The organism is Roseovarius sp. D0-M9, assembly GCF_037083805.1.
Classification (GTDB): Bacteria; Pseudomonadota; Alphaproteobacteria; order Rhodobacterales; family Rhodobacteraceae; genus Roseovarius.
In genome coordinates, this window is the sequence record NZ_JBAPKZ010000044.1 from 1 (window position 1) to 21,663 (window position 21,663).

General features: G+C 57.8%; 19 protein-coding genes. 17 read left to right on the forward strand and 2 right to left on the reverse strand.

The window, feature by feature from the left end:
• Positions 1-600: 600 nt before the first annotated feature.
• The gene (locus tag V8352_RS18995; protein WP_336425862.1) at positions 601-1,764 is read right to left on the reverse strand and encodes a hypothetical protein; all 1,164 of its coding nucleotides are present in this window, start codon (positions 1,762-1,764) and stop codon (positions 601-603) included.
• 443 nt (positions 1,765-2,207) lie between these two features.
• Between V8352_RS18995 and V8352_RS19000 the strand changes: the two genes are divergently transcribed.
• The 16 genes from V8352_RS19000 (at position 2,208) to V8352_RS19075 (ending at position 20,438) form a co-directional block, all read left to right on the forward strand.
• Entirely contained in the window at positions 2,208-2,630 is a 423-nt protein-coding gene (locus tag V8352_RS19000) for a hypothetical protein (RefSeq protein WP_336425863.1), read from the forward strand.
• Between the two features lie 227 nt (positions 2,631-2,857).
• Positions 2,858-4,879 carry a type I restriction-modification system subunit M gene (locus V8352_RS19005; protein WP_336425864.1) on the forward strand — a complete coding sequence of 674 codons (2,022 nt, stop codon included), beginning with the start codon at positions 2,858-2,860 and terminating at the stop codon, positions 4,877-4,879.
• A gap of 166 nt (positions 4,880-5,045) precedes the next feature.
• On the forward strand, positions 5,046-5,954 hold the full coding sequence (locus tag V8352_RS19010; protein ID WP_336425865.1) for an Abi family protein: 909 nt from the start codon (positions 5,046-5,048) through the stop codon (positions 5,952-5,954).
• Between the two features lie 58 nt (positions 5,955-6,012).
• Positions 6,013-7,317 carry a restriction endonuclease subunit S gene (locus V8352_RS19015; protein WP_336425866.1) on the forward strand — a complete coding sequence of 435 codons (1,305 nt, stop codon included), beginning with the start codon at positions 6,013-6,015 and terminating at the stop codon, positions 7,315-7,317.
• Complete coding sequence (locus tag V8352_RS19020; RefSeq protein WP_336425867.1) at positions 7,314-7,859, forward strand: hypothetical protein; 546 nt, start codon at positions 7,314-7,316, stop codon at positions 7,857-7,859. Before V8352_RS19015 ends, V8352_RS19020 begins: the two co-directional genes overlap by 4 nt.
• Entirely contained in the window at positions 7,856-10,822 is a 2,967-nt protein-coding gene (locus tag V8352_RS19025; RefSeq protein WP_336425868.1) for a type I restriction endonuclease subunit R, read from the forward strand. The genes V8352_RS19020 and V8352_RS19025 overlap by 4 nt, the downstream gene beginning before the upstream one ends.
• A gap of 411 nt (positions 10,823-11,233) precedes the next feature.
• On the forward strand, positions 11,234-11,830 hold the full coding sequence (locus V8352_RS19030) for a chemotaxis protein CheB (RefSeq protein ID WP_336425869.1): 597 nt from the start codon (positions 11,234-11,236) through the stop codon (positions 11,828-11,830).
• Positions 11,831-12,541: 711 nt separating this feature from the next.
• Positions 12,542-13,168: a TetR/AcrR family transcriptional regulator gene (locus V8352_RS19035; protein ID WP_336425870.1), complete on the forward strand. Its 627-nt coding sequence runs from the start codon at positions 12,542-12,544 to the stop codon at positions 13,166-13,168.
• Between the two features lie 120 nt (positions 13,169-13,288).
• Entirely contained in the window at positions 13,289-14,443 is a 1,155-nt protein-coding gene (locus V8352_RS19040; RefSeq protein ID WP_336425871.1) for an ABC transporter substrate-binding protein, read from the forward strand.
• Between the two features lie 63 nt (positions 14,444-14,506).
• Complete coding sequence (locus V8352_RS19045; RefSeq protein WP_336425872.1) at positions 14,507-15,376, forward strand: branched-chain amino acid ABC transporter permease; 870 nt, start codon at positions 14,507-14,509, stop codon at positions 15,374-15,376.
• 4 nt (positions 15,377-15,380) lie between these two features.
• Positions 15,381-16,349 (forward strand): branched-chain amino acid ABC transporter permease, encoded by a 969-nt coding sequence (locus V8352_RS19050; protein WP_336425873.1) that lies wholly within the window; start codon positions 15,381-15,383, stop codon positions 16,347-16,349.
• 4 nt (positions 16,350-16,353) lie between these two features.
• Positions 16,354-17,118, forward strand: a complete 765-nt coding sequence (locus V8352_RS19055; protein ID WP_336425874.1) for an ABC transporter ATP-binding protein — start codon at positions 16,354-16,356, stop codon at positions 17,116-17,118.
• A 7-nt stretch (positions 17,119-17,125) separates the two neighbouring features.
• On the forward strand, positions 17,126-17,824 hold the full coding sequence (locus V8352_RS19060) for an ABC transporter ATP-binding protein (RefSeq protein ID WP_336425875.1): 699 nt from the start codon (positions 17,126-17,128) through the stop codon (positions 17,822-17,824).
• Between the two features lie 18 nt (positions 17,825-17,842).
• Positions 17,843-18,817: a dipeptidase gene (locus V8352_RS19065; protein WP_336425876.1), complete on the forward strand. Its 975-nt coding sequence runs from the start codon at positions 17,843-17,845 to the stop codon at positions 18,815-18,817.
• A gap of 264 nt (positions 18,818-19,081) precedes the next feature.
• Positions 19,082-20,241, forward strand: a protein-coding gene (locus V8352_RS19070; protein ID WP_336425877.1) for an IS3 family transposase whose coding sequence is annotated in 2 segments (ribosomal slippage) — positions 19,082-19,334 and positions 19,334-20,241 — 1,161 coding nt in all. Because the reading frame shifts where the segments join, the coding sequence is not laid out codon by codon here.
• The gene (locus tag V8352_RS19075) at positions 20,238-20,438 is read left to right on the forward strand and encodes a hypothetical protein (protein ID WP_336425878.1); all 201 of its coding nucleotides are present in this window, start codon (positions 20,238-20,240) and stop codon (positions 20,436-20,438) included. The genes V8352_RS19070 and V8352_RS19075 overlap by 4 nt, the downstream gene beginning before the upstream one ends.
• A 291-nt stretch (positions 20,439-20,729) precedes the next feature.
• Here V8352_RS19075 and V8352_RS19080 read toward each other — a convergent pair whose 3' ends face one another.
• Positions 20,730-20,966, reverse strand: coding sequence for a hypothetical protein (locus V8352_RS19080; RefSeq protein WP_336425879.1), 237 nt, complete (start codon positions 20,964-20,966; stop codon positions 20,730-20,732).
• Positions 20,967-20,981: 15 nt separating this feature from the next.
• Between V8352_RS19080 and V8352_RS19085 the strand changes: the two genes are divergently transcribed.
• Positions 20,982-21,344 (forward strand): SOS response-associated peptidase family protein, encoded by a 363-nt coding sequence (locus V8352_RS19085; RefSeq protein WP_336425880.1) that lies wholly within the window; start codon positions 20,982-20,984, stop codon positions 21,342-21,344.
• Positions 21,345-21,663: the final 319 nt, after the last annotated feature.

Below are 21,663 nucleotides of genomic sequence, written 5' to 3' on the forward strand. Positions count from 1 at the left end.
AAGACCTATCGCCGGGTCCCGGCATTGACTCGAAGTCCTAGAGATTACCAGAGCGATCGATGGGGATGCGTCTTGGCGCCGCCGCTTCCGGGGGATGAAAGCTCCCATGCTGCGCCTATCTGTGCGGCTACCAGGCGCTTGCGTGCATAACACTCTTTCACGACCTGAACGTATCCCTGAAACGATGCCCGGTGTGGGTCAGAGCGACGATAGTCACTGAGCGCCAACATGCTCGCGAGGGCTACCGTGGGGCAGTAAAGGGCCGACACGCGCACTCAGCGGCCATCACGGGCCTCTTCTGCGTTCAGCGCGACGCCGCGCACCTTCGACTTTCGCTGCGGTAACCACCATGAAGCACCGCGGTTCTGGTGTCCGCCGCGACAGATTTCTGAACCGACGTCCCGGCCTCAAATGACAAGTTTTTTCTACTTTTGGGAAGGCAGGTTGATCAGAATCTGTCGGAAGAGCGCCAATATTCTCAGGGCGGCTAGCCATCCTCGCTCAAACGCGGCCTTCTTACTTGTAAGTAACTGCATACTCATGTTCGTGCTTCCCACTCATACCAAGACCATACAACTTCACAGGGTGAGGGGTCCTTCCTCACCTTTTTCCCCAAGCTCTCCGTTCCCTCTCACCAAGGTGACGAAATGCCCTCGCAACCTGTTTGTTCAGGAGGTCAAAGGAAATCATGGTGGAGCGCGATCCGCTCCCAGCTCTGTTTCGAGTCATAGGCCGACCATGAAGGCGAAGCACCTTCTTCATCTGCGGACGCTCCAAAGCCTTATGGTGCTCCCAGACCTCATCTCGTCTTAGTAACGCCAGCAAGCCAGACTTGAGAAAAATGGTGGCGCGACTTTTTTGGTCTAGGCTGATAACGGTGTTCAAGACTGAGCTCTTCTCCGGGTTGTCGCCAGCAAACGTTGGCAGCATGAACTGGAAGTATTTTCTTTGGAGCTTTGCGTAGTTGAACCCGTCTAGATCGCGCAATTCGTGAAGCCCGAGATGTTCCAGGTCACTGGATTTGAGCGTGACCTCGACGCGTGCTCTCGCCTTATCTGCAGCCAGCGAGCTGAACGTGCCTCTTTCAGGGTATTGCTGATCCCTCACCTTGTTCTGGATGCGGATCATGCCGCTTGATTCTTTCTCACCCAGATACATTGTGCCGTTTAGGAACGGGCTGCGAAACTCATCCGGCTCGGGGCGCACCGTCAACGACGCATCACGCGCTGCTCCCATCTCAGGCGCTAAATAGCTCGTTTCCGTCTTGGAATCAGAATGATCTGCCTTGGCGGCGGTCGACCGGGGCATATCCCTGTCGTTCTGCCAGCGTGTTGTATCTGCAAAATATGTCCTTTGCAGGAGGCCCACCATTTTTTCCCGCTCGTCATCTGCGGCGTTGCGACTGTAGGCGTCCAAGCTGAATTCTATTTCGCGAAGTTGTGGTGCTCTGCGCTCTCCTCGCCGCTTGCCAACAGCCTCGATAGCTGCGGCCACAAGTGTCGTTGAGCTGGGTTCCTGGATCTTTATGTCGAATTCCTCAGCTACCTCGCCGGCACCAGGGTTGCTGGGTGAAATCCAACTGTCCCGCTTCAGAACTGTGCGAAGTTCTTTCTGTATCCATTGATGCTGGGTTTTGTGGGTGAATACCCGGACTACAATGTAGTCAATGACCGCCTTGAAGCGATAGTTCTTCAGATCAATCTCAGGAATGAGCATCCGGCGATTTTGAAATCGCGCCTGTTTGGAGGCCACCGGGGATTCCATGAATGTCAGTTCGCGAAGAGGCCTGGTCGGATCGAGCGATTCAAGCTTGGCTGATGTTGGCAGAGACATATCACCCTCGGTTGTTGTCTGCTGGCGATTCTAACATTAAGGGTGCCTTCGGCGTGGTTTCTTCACCCTCACAGATCTGACTGTTAGTCAGCATCCGAGATGCTCCGTCAAGGGCCTTATCGCATGCACATTTCTCTGATCTTACGCTGTCTCCGGATGCGCATCTCAAAGCACAATGTTCACGAGAGACACGTCTTCCTGAAATCAGATGACCAAGCGCGTCTCACCTGGGAGGAAACGCAAACCGAAATATTTAGGGCGCATCTAAAGAGAGTCAGCTACCCCCCCCCGTCAGCGCTTGCACTCCTGAAACTCACCGCGCATCCTGTCCCTGCGACCCCGGCCGCGTGTTCGTCTGATCAAGGAGATCCATCGTGAAGTCGATAACGCTCCTCGCAGTTCTTGTCCTGCTCGCTGGCCCGGCATTTGCCGAAACATGGCGGTGTCAGGTCCCCTATGACGAAGTCAACGGTGGTGGCCGCGTCACCCTCGAGGACGACCGATTGATCTTCGTGTCCAACTGGCCGCATCGTGAGCCCGAAGTTTTGAAATGCATCAGGAGCGGTCTGACAAGCGAATGCATGTCTGCGGATCTTGCCACGAACAGGGATGGCGGCGCGTCCGTATTCACAAAGATCTTTTCCATCACCTGGCAAAAGGACGGTGGCCCTCCTATGAGGATCACGACACGGCAGACTTCAGCGATCTTTGAGGACCATGAAGACGGCTACGCAATGACCGAGGCATTTCCTGCCATCGGTTACACGTTTCCCGTGACTGAATGCAAATCAGACTGACCGGGGAAGGTAAGACACACTGCGCCGGCGTCTTCGTCCGTAGACGCGCCTTCGCTACCGTGAGTGGGCGGCTGTCTGGCGTCGAACGCTCGAGCGGGCTGCGCTCGGCATGAATGAAGGCGGTGGCAAGCAATGCTTCTGGAGAAAAGCCACCAGGCCCACCCCATCAGCGCTTGCAGTCTCGTGACTCACCGCACATCCTAAGCGAGAAAAAGTCAGGGACAATAATGAGTAGCAGCGACATCAAGAGCCTCGGGAGTTTCGTCTGGTCGATCGCCGAGCTCCTACGGGGCGATTTCAAGCAGTCAGAATATGGCAAGGTGGTGCTGCCCTTCGTGGTTCTGCGGCGCTTGGACTGCATCTTGGAGGCGACCAAGCCCGCCGTCCTCGACATGGCAGCCTCCCTCTCCAAGGACATGGATGAGGAGGCACGTGATGCGCTCTTGTCCGGTGTCGTGGGCGAGAACATTCAGCTCTACAACGAGTCGCGGTTCTCCTTCGCCGCCCTCAAGGGCCAGGACCCCAAGGACATCCATCGCAATCTGGTGGAATACATCACCAAGTTCTCGAGCAACGTCCGTGACGTGTTCCTCGACAAGTTCCTCTTCACAGATCAGCTCAAGCGATTGAATGATGCCGGGCTGCTCTATCAGGTCTTCGACCGCTTCACGCAGATCGATCTGCATCCCGATACCGTCTCTAACCTGGAGATGGGCTATCTCTTCGAGGACCTGATCCGGCGCTTCTCGGAAATCTCGAACGAGACAGCGGGGGAGCATTACACCCCGCGCGAGGTGATCCGGCTCATTGTGTCGCTTTTGCTGATCAATGATCGCGATGCGCTCACTGGCTCGGGTGTCATTCGCCAGGTTTATGATCCAGCCGCCGGCACTGGTGGCATGCTTTCCATCGCCGAGATGGAGATGAAGGCGCTGAATGATCGCATTCGCGTTGAACTCTTCGGTCAGGAACTCAATCCGGAATCTTTCGCAATCTGCAAATCCGACATGCTTGTGACGGGTCATAATCCTGAGAACATCGCCTATGGCAACACGCTGACCCAGGACGCGCATGACGATCGGCGGTTCCACTACATGCTCTCCAATCCGCCCTATGGCGTCGACTGGAAGAAATACGCGGACCCGATCAAGGACGAGGCCGCCGAGCAAGGAATGTCCGGGCGCTTCGGGGCCGGACTGCCGCGCATCTCGGACGGGCAGCTCTTGTTCCTGCAGCACATGATCTCCAAGATGCGCCACGACGAGCAGGGCTCGCGCATCGGTATCGTCATGAACGGATCGCCCCTCTTCACCGGCGGGGCCGGATCCGGCGAGAGCGAGATCCGGCGTTGGATGCTGGAGAACGACTGGGTCGAGGCGATCATCGCACTGCCCACGGACCTCTTCTACAACACCGGCATTCAGACCTATGTCTGGCTGCTCACGAACCGCAAGGACAAGGCCCGTCGCGGCAAGGTGCAGCTGATCGACGCCAGTGGCGAGCGGTTCTGGAAGTCCATGCGCAAGTCGCTTGGCTCAAAGCGCCGGGAAATCACGCCAAAGGCCTGCGATCTGATAGCGCAGCTTTATGCAGAGATGCTGAACGGCGATGGCGACTGGGGCGACGTGTCCAAGATTTTCGCCACGACCGATTTCGGCTATCGTGAGATCCGGGTCGAGCGTCCGCTGAAACTGGCCTTCGCGGTAACGCCCGAGGGGCTGGAGGCGCTGCGCGAGGCCAAGCCCTTTGCCAGGCTCGACGAGGCGACGCAGAGCGCCATTGTGGAGTCGCTGGAGCAGCATCTGGCGGGTGAGCGGTGGGTTAGCCGCAGCGCCTTCGATACCGCACTCAGCGACTCGCTCAGGGCCTCTGGCGTCAAGATCGGCGCGCCGGTGCGCAAGGCCATTCTGGCTGCCCTGTCGGAGCGCGACGAGGCGGCGGAGATCTGCACTGATGCCAAGGGCAATCCCGAGCCCGACACCGATCTGCGCGATCACGAACTGGTGCCGCTGACCGAGGACTGGAAAACTTACGTGAAACGCGAGGTTCTGCCCTTCGTCCCCGATGCTTGGGTGGACGAGAGCCATACCGACGCGCGGGATGGCGGAGTGGGTCGCGTGGGATACGAGATCAACTTCAACCGCTACTTCTACAAATACGTCCCACCCCGCCCGCTCGAGGAGATCGACGCCGAGTTGAAGGCGCTTGAGGCCGAGATCGCAGGGCTGTTGCAGGAGGTGGTTGAGTGATTTCTGTGCTCGCCTGTTCGGTTTGTTATTGCTTTAGCAAGGATCATATCCTATCTATTGACATAACAAGACCCGCCACGCCTCGGGCAGAGCCTCGGCTCTGCACTGCGCACCCAGGCGGGTTACTTGTTTCTGGAGCCTCATTTTCGCAGCAAGGTGACGCTGCATGAAGTTCTCCAAGCCTGCCACCTCGCTCCCGGATCAAATCGCGCTTCTCAGGACGCGCGGCATGATTATCGAGGACGAGGCTGCCGCCCGCCATTACATGCAGTTCATCTCCTACTACCGGCTCCGCGCCTACTGGCTTCCGTTCGAAGTGCCCCCCGAGGTGGACGGCGATCACGCGTTTCGCAACGTCACCCGGTTTGAAGATGTGCTGTCTCTCTACATCTTCGACCGCGAATTACGGCTGCTGGTTCTCGATGCGATCGAGCGGGTCGAGATCGCGTTGCGCGCGCATTGGGCGCATTACATGGCGATGACGCATGGCCCCCACGGCTATCTGGAGCAGCAGCACTACGCGCATATAGAACGACATGCTAAAACCGTGGCGGAGTTGACCAAGGAGTTCGACCGGTCACGCGACACCTTTGCCGTCCATTACCGCGAGAAATACACCAGCCCCGAATTGCCACCGATCTGGATGGCGGCGGAGGTCATGTCCTTCGGGCTGTTGTCCAAGTTCTTCGGAGATCTGAATCGCCGGGCCGAGCGAAAGGCCATCGCAAAGCCATTTGGCCTAGATGAGAAGATCCTCACCTCATTCGCGCACCACATGAGTCATGTTCGCAATATCTGCGCGCATCACGGGCGACTGTGGAACAAGCGGTTCACGGTCAGGATGATGGTTCCGACCTATCCGGCGAGGCTGACCGTGGCCATGCGCAATGCTGATGCGCGATATCTGCACAACACCCTGGTCATGCTCGATCACCTGCTCATGATCATCGCGCCGGGGAGTGGGTGGACACGACGTGTCGTCGCTCTTATCGACGGCTGCCCCCTTGCCGATCCGCTTAGCATGGGCTTCCCTGAAGGCTGGAGGGAGCTGCCGGTATGGAGGGACACAGCATGACGCGGGATAGATACTGGCATGTTCGTGGGGCCGCAGAACTACTGAAGGAGGTGATTGAGTGACCGACATTATGACCCTCGCTAGCCCTCCATACTGGAAGCTCTATCGCCTCGGTCAACTCTTCAGGGAGAGAAAAGAGAAGGGCAGCGACAGAGATTTTCTGCCGCTCTCGGTTACGATGGGCGGTATCGTCCCGCAAATCGAAACTGCCGCGAAAACCGATGATGGTGATAACCGCAAGATTGTCCGTGTCGGTGATTATGTCATCAACAGCCGCTCTGACCGCAAAGGTTCGGGCGGCATTTCCGACCGCGAAGGGTCAGTCTCTCTGATCAGCATCGTTCTTGAACCGCGCAATATCGATCCGCGCTTCGCGCATCACCTACTGCGCTCTCCTGCGTTCCAAGAAGAATTCTATCGCTGGGGACACGGCATCGTCGCGGACCTCTGGACGACCCGCTATGCCGACATGAAGAATATTCGGTTGCGCGTTCCCGAGCTCGCGATCCAACGCCTGATTGCCGATTTTCTGGACCGTGAGACCGCAAGAATAGACCTGCTGATCGAGAAAAAGCAGCGGTTGGTGGCGTTGCTGGGTGAAGAGCGTGGCGCAACCATCACCACATTGATCATGGGCGGAGAAGGGACGGCACATCGCGCACCAAGGCATTCAAAATGGTTTCCTGAACTACCGTCGGACTGGGCGCTTGCTCGGGTGAAACACGTAACGACGAAAATCTCTGATGGTCCCCATATTTCGCCTGATTATGTGGATGATGGTATTCCCTTTATATCTGCACGAAACATCAAGGTTGATCGTTGGTCGCTGGACGACGCTAAGTATATCTCTAGTGAGTTGTTCAAAGAACTCACTAGGAAGTCCAAGCCGCAAGTCGGTGATGTTCTCTATACCAAGGGTGGAACGACAGGCGTCGCTCGTGCAGTCGATCTCGACTTCGACTTCCATATTTGGGTTCATGTCGCGCTTCTGAAACTGAGAAAACGCATATGCAACCCGCAGTTTCTGGCATACGCTTTGAATAGCGTGCCCTGCTATGAGCAGTCCCAACTCGCTACACGCGGCGCGACGAACAACGATCTCGGACTGATCCGTATAGCGAATATCCAAATACCTTTGCCGCCGTTAGATTCGCAAAAACAGATCGTTGGCAGGATAGATCGGTCTCTGTCCCGCATCGACAAACTCACCAAAACGATCAACGCCTCCATCGACCGCCTCAAAGAATACCGCTCCGCCCTGATCACCGCCGCTGTCACGGGTCAGGTCGACGTGCAGACCTACACCAAATCCGGCACCTCCGACCGCCGCCTCGACGCCATTCAAGAGGAGATGGGCGCGTGAAACCGAGAGACGTGCAAAAACATCAGCTGTTCTGGGAAACTGAAATCGAGTTCGAACGGTTCGACGAGTGGAGCGAACCGAAGGCTTTCGCATTTGGTGACATGGACATGCTTGAAGAAAAAAACCTTGGGCAGATCGCCGAGAACTATTTCCGATGCGCGGATGTGCTGATCGAGCGGGTTCTAAAGAACGATCTGGAAGACTTTGTAGCGCAGTTCCCGATCATTTACCTGACGCGGCACGCGGTCGAAGTCATGCTGAAACGGATCGTTCTTGCCCAGTCGGGCGAACCGGCGGGGAACGAACACAGTCTGCACAAACTCGCGAACATGGTCTCGGGTGTCGACCCCTGGGCGCTGAGGCGCATTCAAGAACTCAATGCAATCGACCCGAATTCCGAAGATCTTCGGTATGGTGGCATCGGTGAACGCGCGCCAGCATTCATTGGCACGGAATTGCGCTTCTTCCGTGATGCGATGTTTGCCCTCTTCGATCACCTCCGCGCTGTTGCCGACGCATCCGAACGGAAAGCGGTGTCATGACCGACACCCACACCACCGCGGACATTCATCAGGAGAAGGTGTTCGAAGCTCATATCGTTGCCTGCCTGGCTGTTGACCAGGGATATGTCGAGCGCGACTGTGCGGCGCATTATGACGTGGCCCACGCGCTCGACACCGAACTGCTGTTCCACTTCCTCAGGACCACGCAGCCCGAGGCGTGGCGGACCCTCGAGGACCATTACAGCGCCCAGGCCGAGGCGGAGGTGCTCAAGCGGCTCGACAAGGCGCTGAAGGACAACCCAACCCACGTGGTGCTGCGCGAGGGCATCAAGCTGGTGCCCAACATCCGCTTCGCTCTGTGCTTCTTCAAGCCCGCCTCGAACCTGAACCCGGATCTTACGCGGCTCTATGAGGCGAACATCCTGTCGGTGATGCGCCAGGTGCATTACAGCGCAAAGGGCCCGAAGAAATCGATCGACATCGTGACCTTCGTCAACGGCATTCCCGTCACTACGCTGGAGGTGAAGAACCTGCTGACTGGGCAGAACGTGCGCCACGCCGAGAAACAATATCGGCAGGACCGCTCTCCGGGGGGTGAGCCGCTCTTGACCTTCAAGCGCGGCGCGACCGTGCATTTCGCTGTCGACCAGGACAACGTGTCGATGACCACACGGCTGATGAACGGCAAGACCCGGTTCCTGCCCTTCAACCGCGGCCGTGATGGCGGAGCTGGCAACCCCGATTTGCCGGGCGAGAACCGCGTCGCCTACCTCTACAAGGACCTGCCCGAGGGTCGCGCTGTCTTCTCGCGCGAGGTGCTGCTCGACCTGATCGGGCGGTTCATTCACCTCGAACGCTCTGAGGGCAAAGAGGTGCTGATCTTCCCTCGCTTCCAGCAGCTTGATGCGGTGAGGAAAGTCCTAGCCGATGCACGGATACAGGGCGCCGGGCAGAATTACCTCATTCAGCACAGCGCCGGGTCGGGCAAGTCCAACACCATCGCCTGGACAGCGCATCAGATCATCAATCTACATGATGAGGCCGACCAGCCGCTCTTCGACACCGCGATCATCGTGACCGACCGCTTGGTGTTGGACCGGCAGTTGCAGAACACCATCGGCGGCTTCGCCCAGACCGAGGGCGTGGTGAAGAAGATCGACGGAACATCGCGCGATCTCAAGGACGCGATCCTGAAGGGCGCGCGCATCATCATCACGACGATCCAGAAGTTCGGCACAGAGCACCTGGCGACGATCTCTGGCCAGTCCGGCCGGAACTTCGCTGTGATCATCGACGAAGCACACTCCTCCCAGTCCGGCAAGGCTGCGCAAGCAATGAGCGACGCGCTAACGCGTGACCCTACCAGCTCCGACGATATTGAGGACATTGTGCTGGCCTTCCAGAAGGCGCGGGGGCCGCAGAAGAATATCTCGTTCTTGGCCTTCACCGCTACACCGCGCAACGTGACGCTGGAGCGCTTCGGCCGCATCGGCACGGACGGCAAGCCGCACCCATTCCACCTCTACTCGATGCGTCAGGCAATCGAGGAAGAGTTCATCGTCGATGTCCTCAAGAATTACATGACCTATAAGGCGTATTACCAGCTTGAGAAGACGATCGAGGACGATCCTGCCTTCAATGGCCGCAAGGCGCAGTCCCGGGTCGCGCGCTACGCCTCGTTGCACCCAACAGCCATCGATCAGAAGGTCGAGGTGATCGTCGAGCATTTCCGCCGCCATGTTGCAAAGCAGCTCGCCGGACAGGCGAAGGCGATGATCGTCACCCAGAGCCGCGAACACGCCCTGCGCTATTGGCAGCAACTGACCCGCTACATCGAAGACAAAGGCTATACAGGCCTCAAGGCTTTGGTGGCCTTCTCCGGGGATCTGACGATCGATGGCAATGTCTGGACCGAGGCGACGGCGAACGGCTTTGCTGAGACCGAACTGCCTAAGAAGTTCGATACAGGCGAATACCAGGTCCTCGTTGTGGCCGAGAAGTATCAGACCGGCTTTGACCAGCCCAAGCTGGTGGCGATGTATGTCGACAAGAAGCTCGCAGGGCTGCGGGCCGTGCAGACACTTGCCCGGCTGAATCGCAGCTATGGGAAAGACAAGCCCACCTATGTGCTCGACTTCCAAAACACGATGGAGGACATCCGGGAGGCGTTTGCCCCGTTCTTCGAGACGACAGCTCTGGAGGAGCGCACCGACCTCAACCAGATCTACGATCTGGAGCAGCGCATCACGAACGCCACCTATCTCCACCAGGACGAGGTGGAGCGCTTCGCGGATCAGTTCTTCCAGGGTGAATTGACGACGCAAGACCGGCTGGCGCTCGAGGGCACTGTGCGCCTCGCTGTAGAGCGCTTCAAGCTTGATGAAGACGAGGCGCAGCAGGAGGAGTTCCGGCAGCTCCTGAAGAGCTTTCTGCGCTTCTACGCGTTCGTAGCGCAGGTGGTATCGCTCAACGACGCCTGGTTGGAGAAGCTCTACGCCTATTCGGCCTGGCTCTCGCGACTGCTGCCGTCACGCGACGTGCCCGCCGACATCGCCATCACCGACGACATGCTGACCCTGTCGGCCTTCAAGCTCCAGAAGGGTGAGGAGGGCAGCGCATCTCTCGCGGCTGGTGAAACCGCGACGCTGGCCCCGATCACCGAGTTCGGCGCGAACGCCTATACCGAGGAGGAGGAGCGATCACTCTCAGAGATCATCGACTCCTTCAACGAGCGGCACGGGACGAGCTTCTCGCGCGAGGATTTCCTCCGCTTCGAGCGCGTGACGCGAGAGATCATGGACGAGGACATGACCGAAATGGTCCGTAACAACCCAGCCGACGTTGTCTACAACGCCTTCTCGCAAGCGTTCTTCCAAGGCATGGTCAAGATGTTCCAGAACGACAACGAGATGCGAAACATCGTCATGACCGACAAGGACGCGCGTGAGCAGGCTACGCGGCATTTCTTCAAGAGGGCGCAGAGATCTGCTCGGGAAAGCTGAGCGTCTTTGCTGCGATTTTGCTTTTACACTGCCGCAAGGCCCTTTGTGTCCTGACAACCCTCATTTGCACAAAAACAAACTCAGTGAGAGGTTTTGAGTGCCGAGAACGAAGTCGAGCGGGAATTCCTTTATTTTTTCTTCATTCGCTTTGCCTGAAAACTTTTACCCAATAAAGCCGTTATCTCGTGTATCCAGCGTCAACAGTCCTCCGGCTCTTTCAATTGTGGCCCGGCAATGCGCCAGGAATCGATGAGGCGAACTCGCCAAGCGAATAAAAAGACCCGGAGCGCTAAAAAGCGCAACCGGGGCTTTCCGAAGGTGGGGTGTAATGAGGGTGCAACAGTTTTCCCTTTTTCGCAAGTGCAACTTTTGCCCCTTATCAAAGATATCCGGGCAAGGCATACCTGCCTTATGACAGACCAACCGCCTCCCTGGGTTATTGCAATCGGAGCATCTGGGGCCGCGGGCCTCAATGATCTTCGCGGACTGCTGGCAGAATGGCAAAACCTGAATGCCATCGTGATGATTGTTTTGCATAGGCCTTGGACCGGGATATCTTACCTGCGGCAAGTCCTTCAACTTTCGTCACACATGCCGGTGCATATCGCCGGTCAGGGACAGCAGTTGCGACCTGGTTGTGTCTACATTGGCGAACCCTCAAATCACTTAATTCTTTTATCGAGTAGCATCGGCGGCCTGACCGAAGATCCGAGACGATTTTACGGGAATCGGACGATCGATTTGTTGTTCCAGTCGGTCGCCACGATCGGAGGCCATCGGACCATCGGAGTGGTGCTGTCAGGGTCCCTCGACGACGGCACTCGGGGCTTGCAGGAGATCCACGACGCCGGAGGCTGGACGATGATCATCAATCCCGCCGGTCAACCATGGCCCAGCACGCCAGAGAGTGCGAGTTCATACCATGGCCCGATCAATGTTATCGGTGATGTGTCTGTGATCGCCCGGGAGATAAAAAAAGTTCTGGCGACCGACCGTCAGCTATCTTGATCCATATATGGTGGCGCGGCAGATGCAGGTGCTCTGAGGTTCTAGCCTAAGCTTTGAAACAAGAAAAAAGCCCCGGAGCACTACCGTGCGCAACCGGGGCTAGGTATGGGAAAGGACTAAAGTCCTTAAAGTCGTGGCCATAGCCTGCAGCAGGTTGCGCCCAGTCGCAAGTGTTGCTTTTCGCTATGTGAAAAAATATTTACTGGGTTTGGTAAGTTGGATCGTGATTAAACGACGTCGTCTACCGAAATATCAAGTGCCTCGGCCAGCTTCTTCATCGTGGCTATCGAGCCGTTTCTGCGCCTGGCCTCGATATCCAAAAGCCGAACGCGGTTGACGCCAGACTGTCACGCCAATTCGGCGGTCGAAAGGCCTCGCCATTCGCGGTGAAGAGCAAGTGGGCTTGCGCCGTTGATCATACGCTAGACCAGGTCGAGCGACATACCGGCTTCCGGCCTTCGCACAGGAAGGTGAGTGCGGTTGTCCTGCAGTAAAGCTGATCGTAAGGAACAGGCGTCCGAAGCGACTGATGAAAGCGAAGCTTTGGTGATGCCGCAAGGCCGTCGGGCCAAAGGGTGTTTTGATAATGTGGTCGTTCCCCACTAGCTTGTCCTCAGCGTTTCACAAGGAACCGCGCAAGTCGATCAACGGTTTCGGTTATGGGTGAATTTCTAGGTTGACATATTATAGTTTACAAGCAGACTGGTCTGTATGATACCTCCGGTCAGAAATCCCAAGCTAACTCAGGATGAGCGAAGCGCGCGGACGCGTGATGCGCTGCACAAGGCGACCGTTGCGTCACTTATGGACGTTGGATATGCCAACACCACGACAAGCAGCATCGCCAAGCGTGCGGGCCTATCGCGGGGTGCGCAGAGTCATCAATACCCCGGCAAGATCGACCTGATCGTTGCGGCGACTGAGGACATGTTCAACGGGTTCCTGAACGACATCGAACTTCTTGCAAAACGCCTCTGCGACGGGGACCTCACTCTAGATCAATTTCTGTCAGAAATCTGGAACCAGATGCTGCATGGGAATTGGTTTTATTCGTCACTTGAGATGATCGTCGCCGCACGGGGCGACAAGGAGTTGCAGAAGCGGTTGACGCCCCTCATCCTGGATTTGCATATCAATTTTGAGGCGATCTGGCGGCGCACGTTCGAGCCTTGCGAGGGCAGCGATGCGGACCCCTCGGCGATATTCAACCTTGCCATGAACATGTTTCGGGGGATGGCCGTGCAAGCGGTCCTGCGCCCTGACAGGGCCTATCAGGCAGGGATGATGGCCACCCTGAGCGACATTTTGAAGGAGAAGGTGCGAGCGAAGAGAAGATGATCGCTTGATCCGAATGGATACAAACAGACTGGTGTGCTTGTATCTTAAAAAGCCCGACGTTGAGACAGATCGGGCGTTAACCAAAGAAACCAACACTGGGAGACCAACATGAAACGAACGATGAAAATTTTCGCGGGCCTTTTACTGATAGCCCTTCCCGCCACGGCCGAGGAGACGACGGGCTTGACAGACGACACGATCAAGATTGGCGTCATGGGACCCTTCTCGGGCAATGCGGCGTCCTACAGTAAGGCCGAGATCGGGATGATGGCCTATTACGAAAAGATTAACGACGAGGGTGGCGTCAACGGCCGCAAGCTGGTCGCTGTTCAGGAGGATACGGCCTGCGATCCGGCCAAGGGTCTGGCTGCGGTCAAGAAGCTGATTTCGCAGGACGAGGTGTTTATGCTGCACGGCAATTCGTGCAGCGGGGTCGCACTGGCCATTCGCCCCGTTGTCGAAGAGGCGGGGCTGCCGTGGGTTATCGCGCACGCGGCGAGCGACTCCATATCGGATCCGCTGGCACCGAACATCTTTCACGGCCTGCCGACTGGATCGGCCAATGGCCGCGCCATGGCCGAGTTCGTCCTATCGCGACCCGATACCGAGCGCGTGGCAATCATAGAGCATTCGAACGACTGGGCGCACAGCTATTCTGATCCGGCCCGTGCATACCTGAAGGAACAGGGGGTCGAGCCGGTTGCGGACCAGACCATGGAGCGTGGCCAGACCGACGCGACGGCCCAGATACTGAAGCTTCGCGAAGCCAAGCCGGATTTCATCATCGCCGCACTCTATGAAGCGGAGACGGCCATCTTTCTGCGCGATCTCAAGAAATATGGGATGAGCGACATTCCGGTCATGGGCACGGCAGGCACCGATCTGGAAAACACGCTCAAGCGGGTTGGCGATTTCGAAACGGTTAAGAACTACTTCGTGATCCATTCCTATATCGACAGCCTTGACGGCGCAGGCCTGAAGCCCTGGGGCGACATGATCACCAAATACTACCCTGATGAACAGCTTAGCACTTTCAGCTTTGCCTCACTCGGCTCTGCGGTCGCCGTGGTCGAGGCTCTGAAGAATGCCGGCCCGGATCTGACCCGGTCCAAGTTCATCGCGGAGCTCGAGAAGATCGACAATTTGGACACCGGGATCCTGTCGCATCCGATTACCTTCACGGCAGACGATCATCAGGGAGTTAAAGGCTCTGCGGTTGCCGGTTTCGTGGATGGCCAGCCGACTGTCCTGCGCTCATGGGGCGAACGCTTCTGATCCAGTATACCGCGCCGGAGAGCAGGCATTGCCCTCCGGCGCTCTGACTAGAAAGGACAGCGCATGTTTCTACAACTTTCGATCAGCGGGCTTTCGCAGGGCGCGATCTATGCGCTGGTCGCCCTCTCTCTGACGGTGGTCTACCGCTCGACCACCATCGTCAATTTCGGGCATGGCGATTTCGTGATGGCGGGGGCGTTCGTGTCCTATGTCCTGACCGTGATGCTGGGTATCGCCTTTCTGCCCGCAGCGGTGCTTGCCGTTTTGGCCCTGTTCGTTCTGGGGTTGTGCTTCAGTCGTGGGTTGATCAGACCGATCCGGGGTGGGCCGCATATCGGCTTCGCGTTGATGTGCATTGCCGTGGGGTTCGTCATGCGTGGAATAGCCCGCATCGTCTGGGGGCGCGAGGTGCTGCCGATGCCGAGCGTCTTCGATATGCCGCCCATCTTTTTGGGCAATCTCATCATCACAGGGGATGCGATCTTCATCATAGGCACCACCGCCGTTCTGCTGATCGCCTTCTTCGCGGTTTTGGCGCTGACCGATATTGGAAAGATGGTTCAGGCAGTCTACCAGTCGCAGCGCGGTGCCCAGTTGATTGGGATCAACGTGGACCGGTTCAACGACATGACATGGGGTGTCGGAGCCGCGCTGGGGGCCGTGGGCGGCATCCTGATCGCGCCTGTGTCGCTACTGCATCCAGATATAGGGGCCAGCTTTTTAATCAAGGGTTTTGCCGCCATGACGCTGGGCGGCTTTGGCTCGCTGCATGGTGCGGTGATCGGCGCGCTGCTACTTGGCGTGACCGAGCAATATGCCGGCGCTTACATCAACACGGCGCTGATCGACATCACCGCGTATCTGGTCATCGTCATCGTCTTGCTGGTGCGCCCGCACGGCCTTTTCGGACGCAAGTCCGTGGTGAAGGTGTAACCCGATGATGCCAACCAAATCACAACTTCGCTTGCGCACAGTGCTTTTCTGGCTGGTGCCAGTGGCGCTTCTTGCGGTGCCGTTTCTGGTCAATCCATACGTGCAGTTCATAGTCAATAGCGTCCTGATCTACGCTCTAATCACGCTTGGCTTCAACTTCGTGATCGGCAATCTGGGCCAGCTTGCCTTCGCCAACACGGCGTTCTTCGGCATCGGGGCCTATGCGTCGGCAATCGCGACCACGTCAATGGGGCTGCCGTGGCTGGTCACGATCCCGCTTTCTGGCGTGGCGGGGGCCATCGGCGGCTTCCTGGCCTCGGGCGCTGCGCTGCGCGGAATCCGGTTCTACTATCTGGCGATCATCACGCTGGCCTTCGGCGAATTGATGCGCTGGCTTTATGTTCACGCCAAGCCCCTGACCGGCGGCACCGATGGGCTGAGCCTGCCGCGCGAAACAGTGCTGGGCTACTCGCTGACCGACGACAGGGTGAAGTTCTACGTCTTTCTCGTCGTCACGGTGCTGTTGTTCAAGGCGACGCTCAATCTGCTGCGCTCGCATGTGGGGCGGTCGATCATGGCGGTCCGCGAGAACGAGGTGGCTACCGCATCGCTGGGCATCCCGACCTCGCGCATCATCGTCACTGGTTTCATCTGGTCCGGTTTCGTCGTGGGCTGCGCGGGATCGCTTTTCGCACTGCACACATCCTACGTCTTCCCCGAGAGCTTTGGCATGCTGCATCTGATCGTCAGCTTCGCCATGGTGCTGGTGGGCGGCCTTGGCTCCGTTCTGGGTGCTGTTTTGGGGGCGGCGGCACTGACCGTCCTGCCCGAATATCTGCGCAGTTTTCCGGGGATGGAAGAGCTGTTCTTCGGCCTGATCGTAATCGCCGTGCTTCTAGTGCTGCCGCAGGGGCTGGCCAGTCTGCTGCGGCGCGTCTCGCCGATCTTCGTCGAGCGGTATTACAGGGAGTGACGGCATGAATAACTTGCTCGAAGTCGAGGGACTTGGCGTGCGCTTCGCTGGTCTGGATGCCCTCAAGGATGTATCCCTCAATCTGACAGCGGGCCAGATCCTAGCGGTGATAGGACCCAATGGCGCGGGAAAGACGACGCTGTTCAACGCCATTTCCGGCTACGTGCGGCCCTCGTCCGGACAGGTCCGGCTGAAGGGGCGCGATGTCGCAGGTGCGTCGCCGCATGCGATTGCGCAACACGGAATCCGGCGCACCTTTCAAAACGGCGGCCTCTTCCCGGCGCTGACCGTGCTGGAGAACGTGCTAACAGGGCTGCACGCCCAGACGGGGGGCAATTTTCTGGACGTTCTGCTGGGGCGCCGCCGAGCGTTGGAATCCGAGCGCGAGATGATAGATCGTGCCCGCCAGCTGCTGTCGCTGATGCAGATGGAGAAGATGGCCGACATGCGCGCCGCAGACCTCTCGGGCGGGCAACAGCGGATAGTCGAAATCGTCCGCACCGTTGCGTCGGATCCGCCGATCCTATTGCTCGACGAGCCTGCCGTCGGACTCTCTCCGCTAGCGCGAGATCAGATGATGGAAATCATACATCGCATGGCCGGCGAAAAGGGTGTGGGTGTCCTATTGATCGAACATGCGGTGGAGCTGGTGATGGCTGGCGCTGACCGCATACTCGTTATGGCGGCAGGACAACGCATCGCCGAGGGCACACCGCAGGAAATCCGCGAGGACCGCGCCGTTCTGGAGGCCTATCTTGGACATGCTTGACCCATTGATGATCATTCGCGACTTGCATGTCGCTTACGGAAAGAAACCCATTCTACGCGGTGCCGCCTTCGACGTGCAGCCAGGCGAATGCCTGACACTTCTGGGCGCCAACGGTTCGGGGAAATCCACTTCTCTCAATGCGATCTGCGGCTTCGTGCGGCCCGGTTCTGGGTCGATCTTGCTAAGCGGTGAGGAACTTTCCGGCCTCGCTCCCCACCAGATATTCCAGCACGGTGTCGCGCAGGTCAGCCAGAAGCGGGATTTGTTTCCAGATCTGACTGTCGCTGACAACCTGCGCCTTGGCGCCATGCGGCGCGGCGGCAAGCAAGCCGGGCAGACGCTTGAGCATATCTATGACCGGTTTCCCCGGCTTGCCGAGCGGCGCCGACAAGCAACGCGCACCCTGTCGGGTGGCGAACAGCAGATGGTCGCCATCGGCCGCGCGCTGATGTCTGGCCCGCGCTTACTGCTGCTGGACGAGCCGTCTGGCGGGCTTTCGCCGGAATTCTGCGAGGAGATCGCACAGCTGATGGATGTTCTTAAAGCCGATGGTGTGACGATGTTGATGGTGGAGCAGAACCTCAAACTGGCCTTCCGCGCCGCTGACCGCTTTATCGTGCTGCGCGACGGGCTGGTAGTGGATGGTGGCGACGTGAAGGCGATGGAGGGCAATCACGATGCCATCATCAAGAATATTTACCTCTGAGAGAGTGGACTGCATAAAATGACAAACCAAAATCTGCATGACGATCTGATTGTTTTCGACGGTCTCATCATCTCGAATTGGGATGAAAGCGTGTTTCAGGCCATGCGCGCAGGCGGCTTGACCGCTGCGAACTGCACATGCTCGGTCTGGGAGAATTTTCGCGACACGATGCTAGCCATCGGCCAGTGGAACCGCATGTTCGCCGATCACGCCGATCTGATCACCAAGGCCACCACGGTCGAGGATATTCGGCGCGCCAAACGTGACGGCAAGACAGGAATCGTTCTTGGTTTTCAAAACACGTCCGCCTTCGAGGACCGGGTGGAGTTCGTGGAAATCTTCAAGCAGCAGGGCGTCGGTATAGTGCAGATGACGTACAACACCCAGAACTTCGTCGGCAGCGGTTGCTACGAGGGCACCGATAGCGGGCTTTCGGATTTCGGCCATGACATCGTCGCCGAGATGAACCGCGTCGGCATGCTTTGCGATCTAAGCCATGTCGGCCCCAAGACGTCCGAAGAGGTTATTCGCGCTTCGAAGAAGCCCGTGGCCTACAGTCACTGCCTGCCCAGTGGTCTCAAGGCCCATCCTCGCAACAAGTCCGATGATCAACTGCGGTTCATTGCCGACCACGAAGGCTTCGTCGGTGTCACGATGTTCCCGCCCTTCCTCAAGCGTGGCAACGATGCGTCGGTCGATGATTATGTCGAGGCGATCGATTACATCGTAAATCTGGTCGGCGAGGATTGCGTCGGATTTGGCACCGATTTCACGATGGGGTATAGTGAGGGATTCTTCGAGTATCTGAACCGCGACAAGGGCATCGGACGCCAACTGACTGAGATATGGAAAGTCGACTTTCCCGACGGGCTAGAATCGATCGCCGATTTTCCAAACCTCACCGCTGCCATGGAGCGCGCCGGCTGGAGTGAGGCCAAAATCCGCAAGATCATGGGTGAGAATTGGCTTGGGTTGCTTGACCGTGTCTGGTGATCCAGTGCAGTGACACATGGATCTGGCCTGCCTCACCGATCGGTTCAATTTTTTGAACGTTAGTGCATGGTCGACCTCTGGTCTATCGGGACGATGCTTGTGGGCGCTGGTGAGCAAAGGCCCTGCTTGTTCGGTAGCTTTGCAACCTTCATCCTCTCCTGCGTCGCACCTGCGCGGAGTTCATGTGACCTGCCCCCCAAAAACCGGGCCATTCAAAAGTAGAGTTTGTTCTCGTAACGTTCAAAACGACAAGGAGAACAGACGATGCGCAAATCACGTTTCACCGAAGAACAGATCGTGGGGATTCTGCAGGAGTATGCGGCCGGGGCGAAGGTCTCGGAGCTGTGCCGCAAGCACGGCATGTCGGATGCTACGCTGTATAAGTGGAAGGCCAAGTATGGCGGCATGACGGTGTCCGAGCTGCGCCGTCTGAAGGATCTTGAGGCGGAGAATGCCGAACTCAAGCGTCTCCTGGCCGATGCCATGCTGGATAACGCCGGTCTAAAGGGGCTGCTGGCAAAAAACTTCTGACGCCTGCGCGCCGCCGGGATGCCGTGAAGACGCTGGTGGAAGAGCATCAGTTCACGGAGCGGCGAGCGTGCAGGCTGGTCGGGATTTCACGGTCAAGCCTGGCCTATCAGGCTCGGCCAGACCGCCACGCACGGTTGAGGGAACGCCTGATCACGCTGTCAGGCAAGCACCGGAGGTATGGCTACCGCATGTTGCACGCAAAGCTGGTCCGCGAGGGTTTCAAGGTGAACGTCAAGGTCGTCGAGCGGATCTACCGCGAAGAACGGCTGTGGCTGCGCCGCACGAAGCGCAAGAAGATCCCGCGCGAGGCGCGCAAAGGCAGCTGGTGCCCGATCGCTGCCAACCAGCGATGGTCGCTCGATTTCACCAGCGACGCGCTGGCCAACGGTCGCAAGTTCCGCACCGCCAATCTCAAGGACGACTGCACCCGGGAGTGCCCGGCGATCGAGGTGGACTTCTCGCTGCCGGGCGAGCGGGTCGTGGACATGTTGGAGCGCGTGGCCCGTGAGCGGGGATATCCCGACATCCTGGTCGTCGACAACGGCCCGGAACTGCGCGGGCGCGCGCTTGACGGATGGGCCGATGATCACGGCGTCCAGCTGTATTTCATCGACCCCGGCAAGCCGACCCAGAACGCCTACATCGAAAGTTTCAACGGCCGATATCGCGAGGAATGCCTGAACCAGCACTGGTTCACCAGCATCGGCGAGGCCCGCGATATCATCGAAGAATGGAGGATCGATTACAACACGGAGCGTCCGCACAGCAGCCTGAAATATCAGACCCCGGAGGAGTTCGCAGCCGCAAGACCCTTCGACAAAACGCAATGGGCGCAGCCGCTTGAGCTACCTGATGGCTCCGCGCCCGCGCCCATTGCTCACGCCGCCGAATGATGGCACACAAAAGGAGAACAGGCTCGACTTACGAGTGGCCCGGAAAAAAGGGGCAGGTCACGCTGAACACGGAACTCGACTACAAGGCGCGAATATTTTCCTTCGCCGATCCAGCCGCCTTCATCGCGTATCTCAAGGAGATTGACGAAGGCACCGATCCGATGGTGAGACACTTTGCGGAAATGCTTTACAGGTAGCTCGCGCGATCGAGGATAATGGCCTATGGAGGCAGTGGTCAAATGATCGCTCCATCTCGGAGAACCGCTATCCGTGTGAAGCGTAGCGGATGTCCTGTGTCCGCCAACCTCCCGATACCCTTTTCACTGTCGCGGTGTTAACAGCGCAGCTGGGTCGAAGGGCAAAGCGGCCCCGCGAACTGGACATTGCTCTACGCTTGACGGCCCTTACATTACAGCGATGGTGGTCGGATGTGTAACCTCTACTCCAATACGACAGCGGTGAGCGCCATGCGCAACCTGTTCAAGGTCTCAGTGGAGGACGTGCATCTCGGCAATGCCTAACCCCTGACCGCTATCTGGCCCAAGTATCCTGGACATGTTGTCAGGCATAATGATCAAGGTCGCCGCGAACTGGTTAGCTTGTCCTGGGGCTTCCGCACCACCAAAATCAGCAAGAAGACGGGCAAGATCCTCCAGGCTGCCGCATGGAACAACGCCCATGACGACAAGGTGCGAACATCCGGGCTTTAGAAGGAAAGCTTCCATGCACGCCGCTGCCTGATACCTGCGTCATCGTTCTGCGAGGCAAAGGGCAGATCTCCAGCAACCTATTTCTGGTTTGGCTTACGTGGTGACGAACCTCGACCACCGTTCGCTTTCGCTGGCCTATGGACGCATTCACGCTATGACGGCCTCAACGGCCAAGATGAATGCGAGACCTACACGATGATCACGACCACGGCGAATGACTTGGTGAGGCCAGTGCATCCCGAGCGCATGCCGGTCATCCTCCAGCCGGATGATTATCAGCAGTGGTTGGAGGGCAGTGCCGGTGAGGCGCACGATCTTTTGAGACCGTTTCCAGAGGATGCCATGCATATCGTCAAGAAGGGCGAAGATGAGCGGCAGGATGGGGGGGCGTAAATGATCGATCCTTCCCTTAACTTTTACTTCGAAACCAAATAGCCTTTTGCTCAGCTCGGCTTTAAGTTTAAGTTTGTCCTGCTGGCTGGTGAGCTAGTTGAAGATGCCTCGTGGTGGTAAATGTGTTAGGCATGGTTGTGTGTAAGTAGTTCGGGAGTTCGAAGGCGTGAACCTGGTTGTGTCCGACAAATCTATACTGATTGATCGTTCACTTAACCCGGATAATTCATGAGAAGGCGGCGGAGGTAGCGTAACCGTCTGAAACGCCGTATGTTTTGGTTGTCGACGCCAAACATGCAGCTTTCAGGAGGACGACCTC

Coding starts and splice junctions, on each gene's coding strand:
- V8352_RS18995 (WP_336425862.1), bottom strand. CDS start 1,764: ATGGAATCCCCGGTGGCCTCCAAACAGGCGCGATTTCAAAATCGCCGG.
- V8352_RS19005 (WP_336425864.1), top strand. CDS start 2,858: ATGAGTAGCAGCGACATCAAGAGCCTCGGGAGTTTCGTCTGGTCGATC.
- V8352_RS19010 (WP_336425865.1), top strand. CDS start 5,046: ATGAAGTTCTCCAAGCCTGCCACCTCGCTCCCGGATCAAATCGCGCTT.
- V8352_RS19025 (WP_336425868.1), top strand. CDS start 7,856: ATGACCGACACCCACACCACCGCGGACATTCATCAGGAGAAGGTGTTC.
- V8352_RS19030 (WP_336425869.1), top strand. CDS start 11,234: ATGACAGACCAACCGCCTCCCTGGGTTATTGCAATCGGAGCATCTGGG.
- V8352_RS19035 (WP_336425870.1), top strand. CDS start 12,542: ATGATACCTCCGGTCAGAAATCCCAAGCTAACTCAGGATGAGCGAAGC.
- V8352_RS19040 (WP_336425871.1), top strand. CDS start 13,289: ATGAAAATTTTCGCGGGCCTTTTACTGATAGCCCTTCCCGCCACGGCC.
- V8352_RS19045 (WP_336425872.1), top strand. CDS start 14,507: ATGTTTCTACAACTTTCGATCAGCGGGCTTTCGCAGGGCGCGATCTAT.
- V8352_RS19050 (WP_336425873.1), top strand. CDS start 15,381: ATGATGCCAACCAAATCACAACTTCGCTTGCGCACAGTGCTTTTCTGG.
- V8352_RS19055 (WP_336425874.1), top strand. CDS start 16,354: ATGAATAACTTGCTCGAAGTCGAGGGACTTGGCGTGCGCTTCGCTGGT.
- V8352_RS19060 (WP_336425875.1), top strand. CDS start 17,126: ATGATCATTCGCGACTTGCATGTCGCTTACGGAAAGAAACCCATTCTA.
- V8352_RS19065 (WP_336425876.1), top strand. CDS start 17,843: ATGACAAACCAAAATCTGCATGACGATCTGATTGTTTTCGACGGTCTC.
- V8352_RS19075 (WP_336425878.1), top strand. CDS start 20,238: ATGATGGCACACAAAAGGAGAACAGGCTCGACTTACGAGTGGCCCGGA.
- V8352_RS19080 (WP_336425879.1), bottom strand. CDS start 20,966: ATGGAAGCTTTCCTTCTAAAGCCCGGATGTTCGCACCTTGTCGTCATG.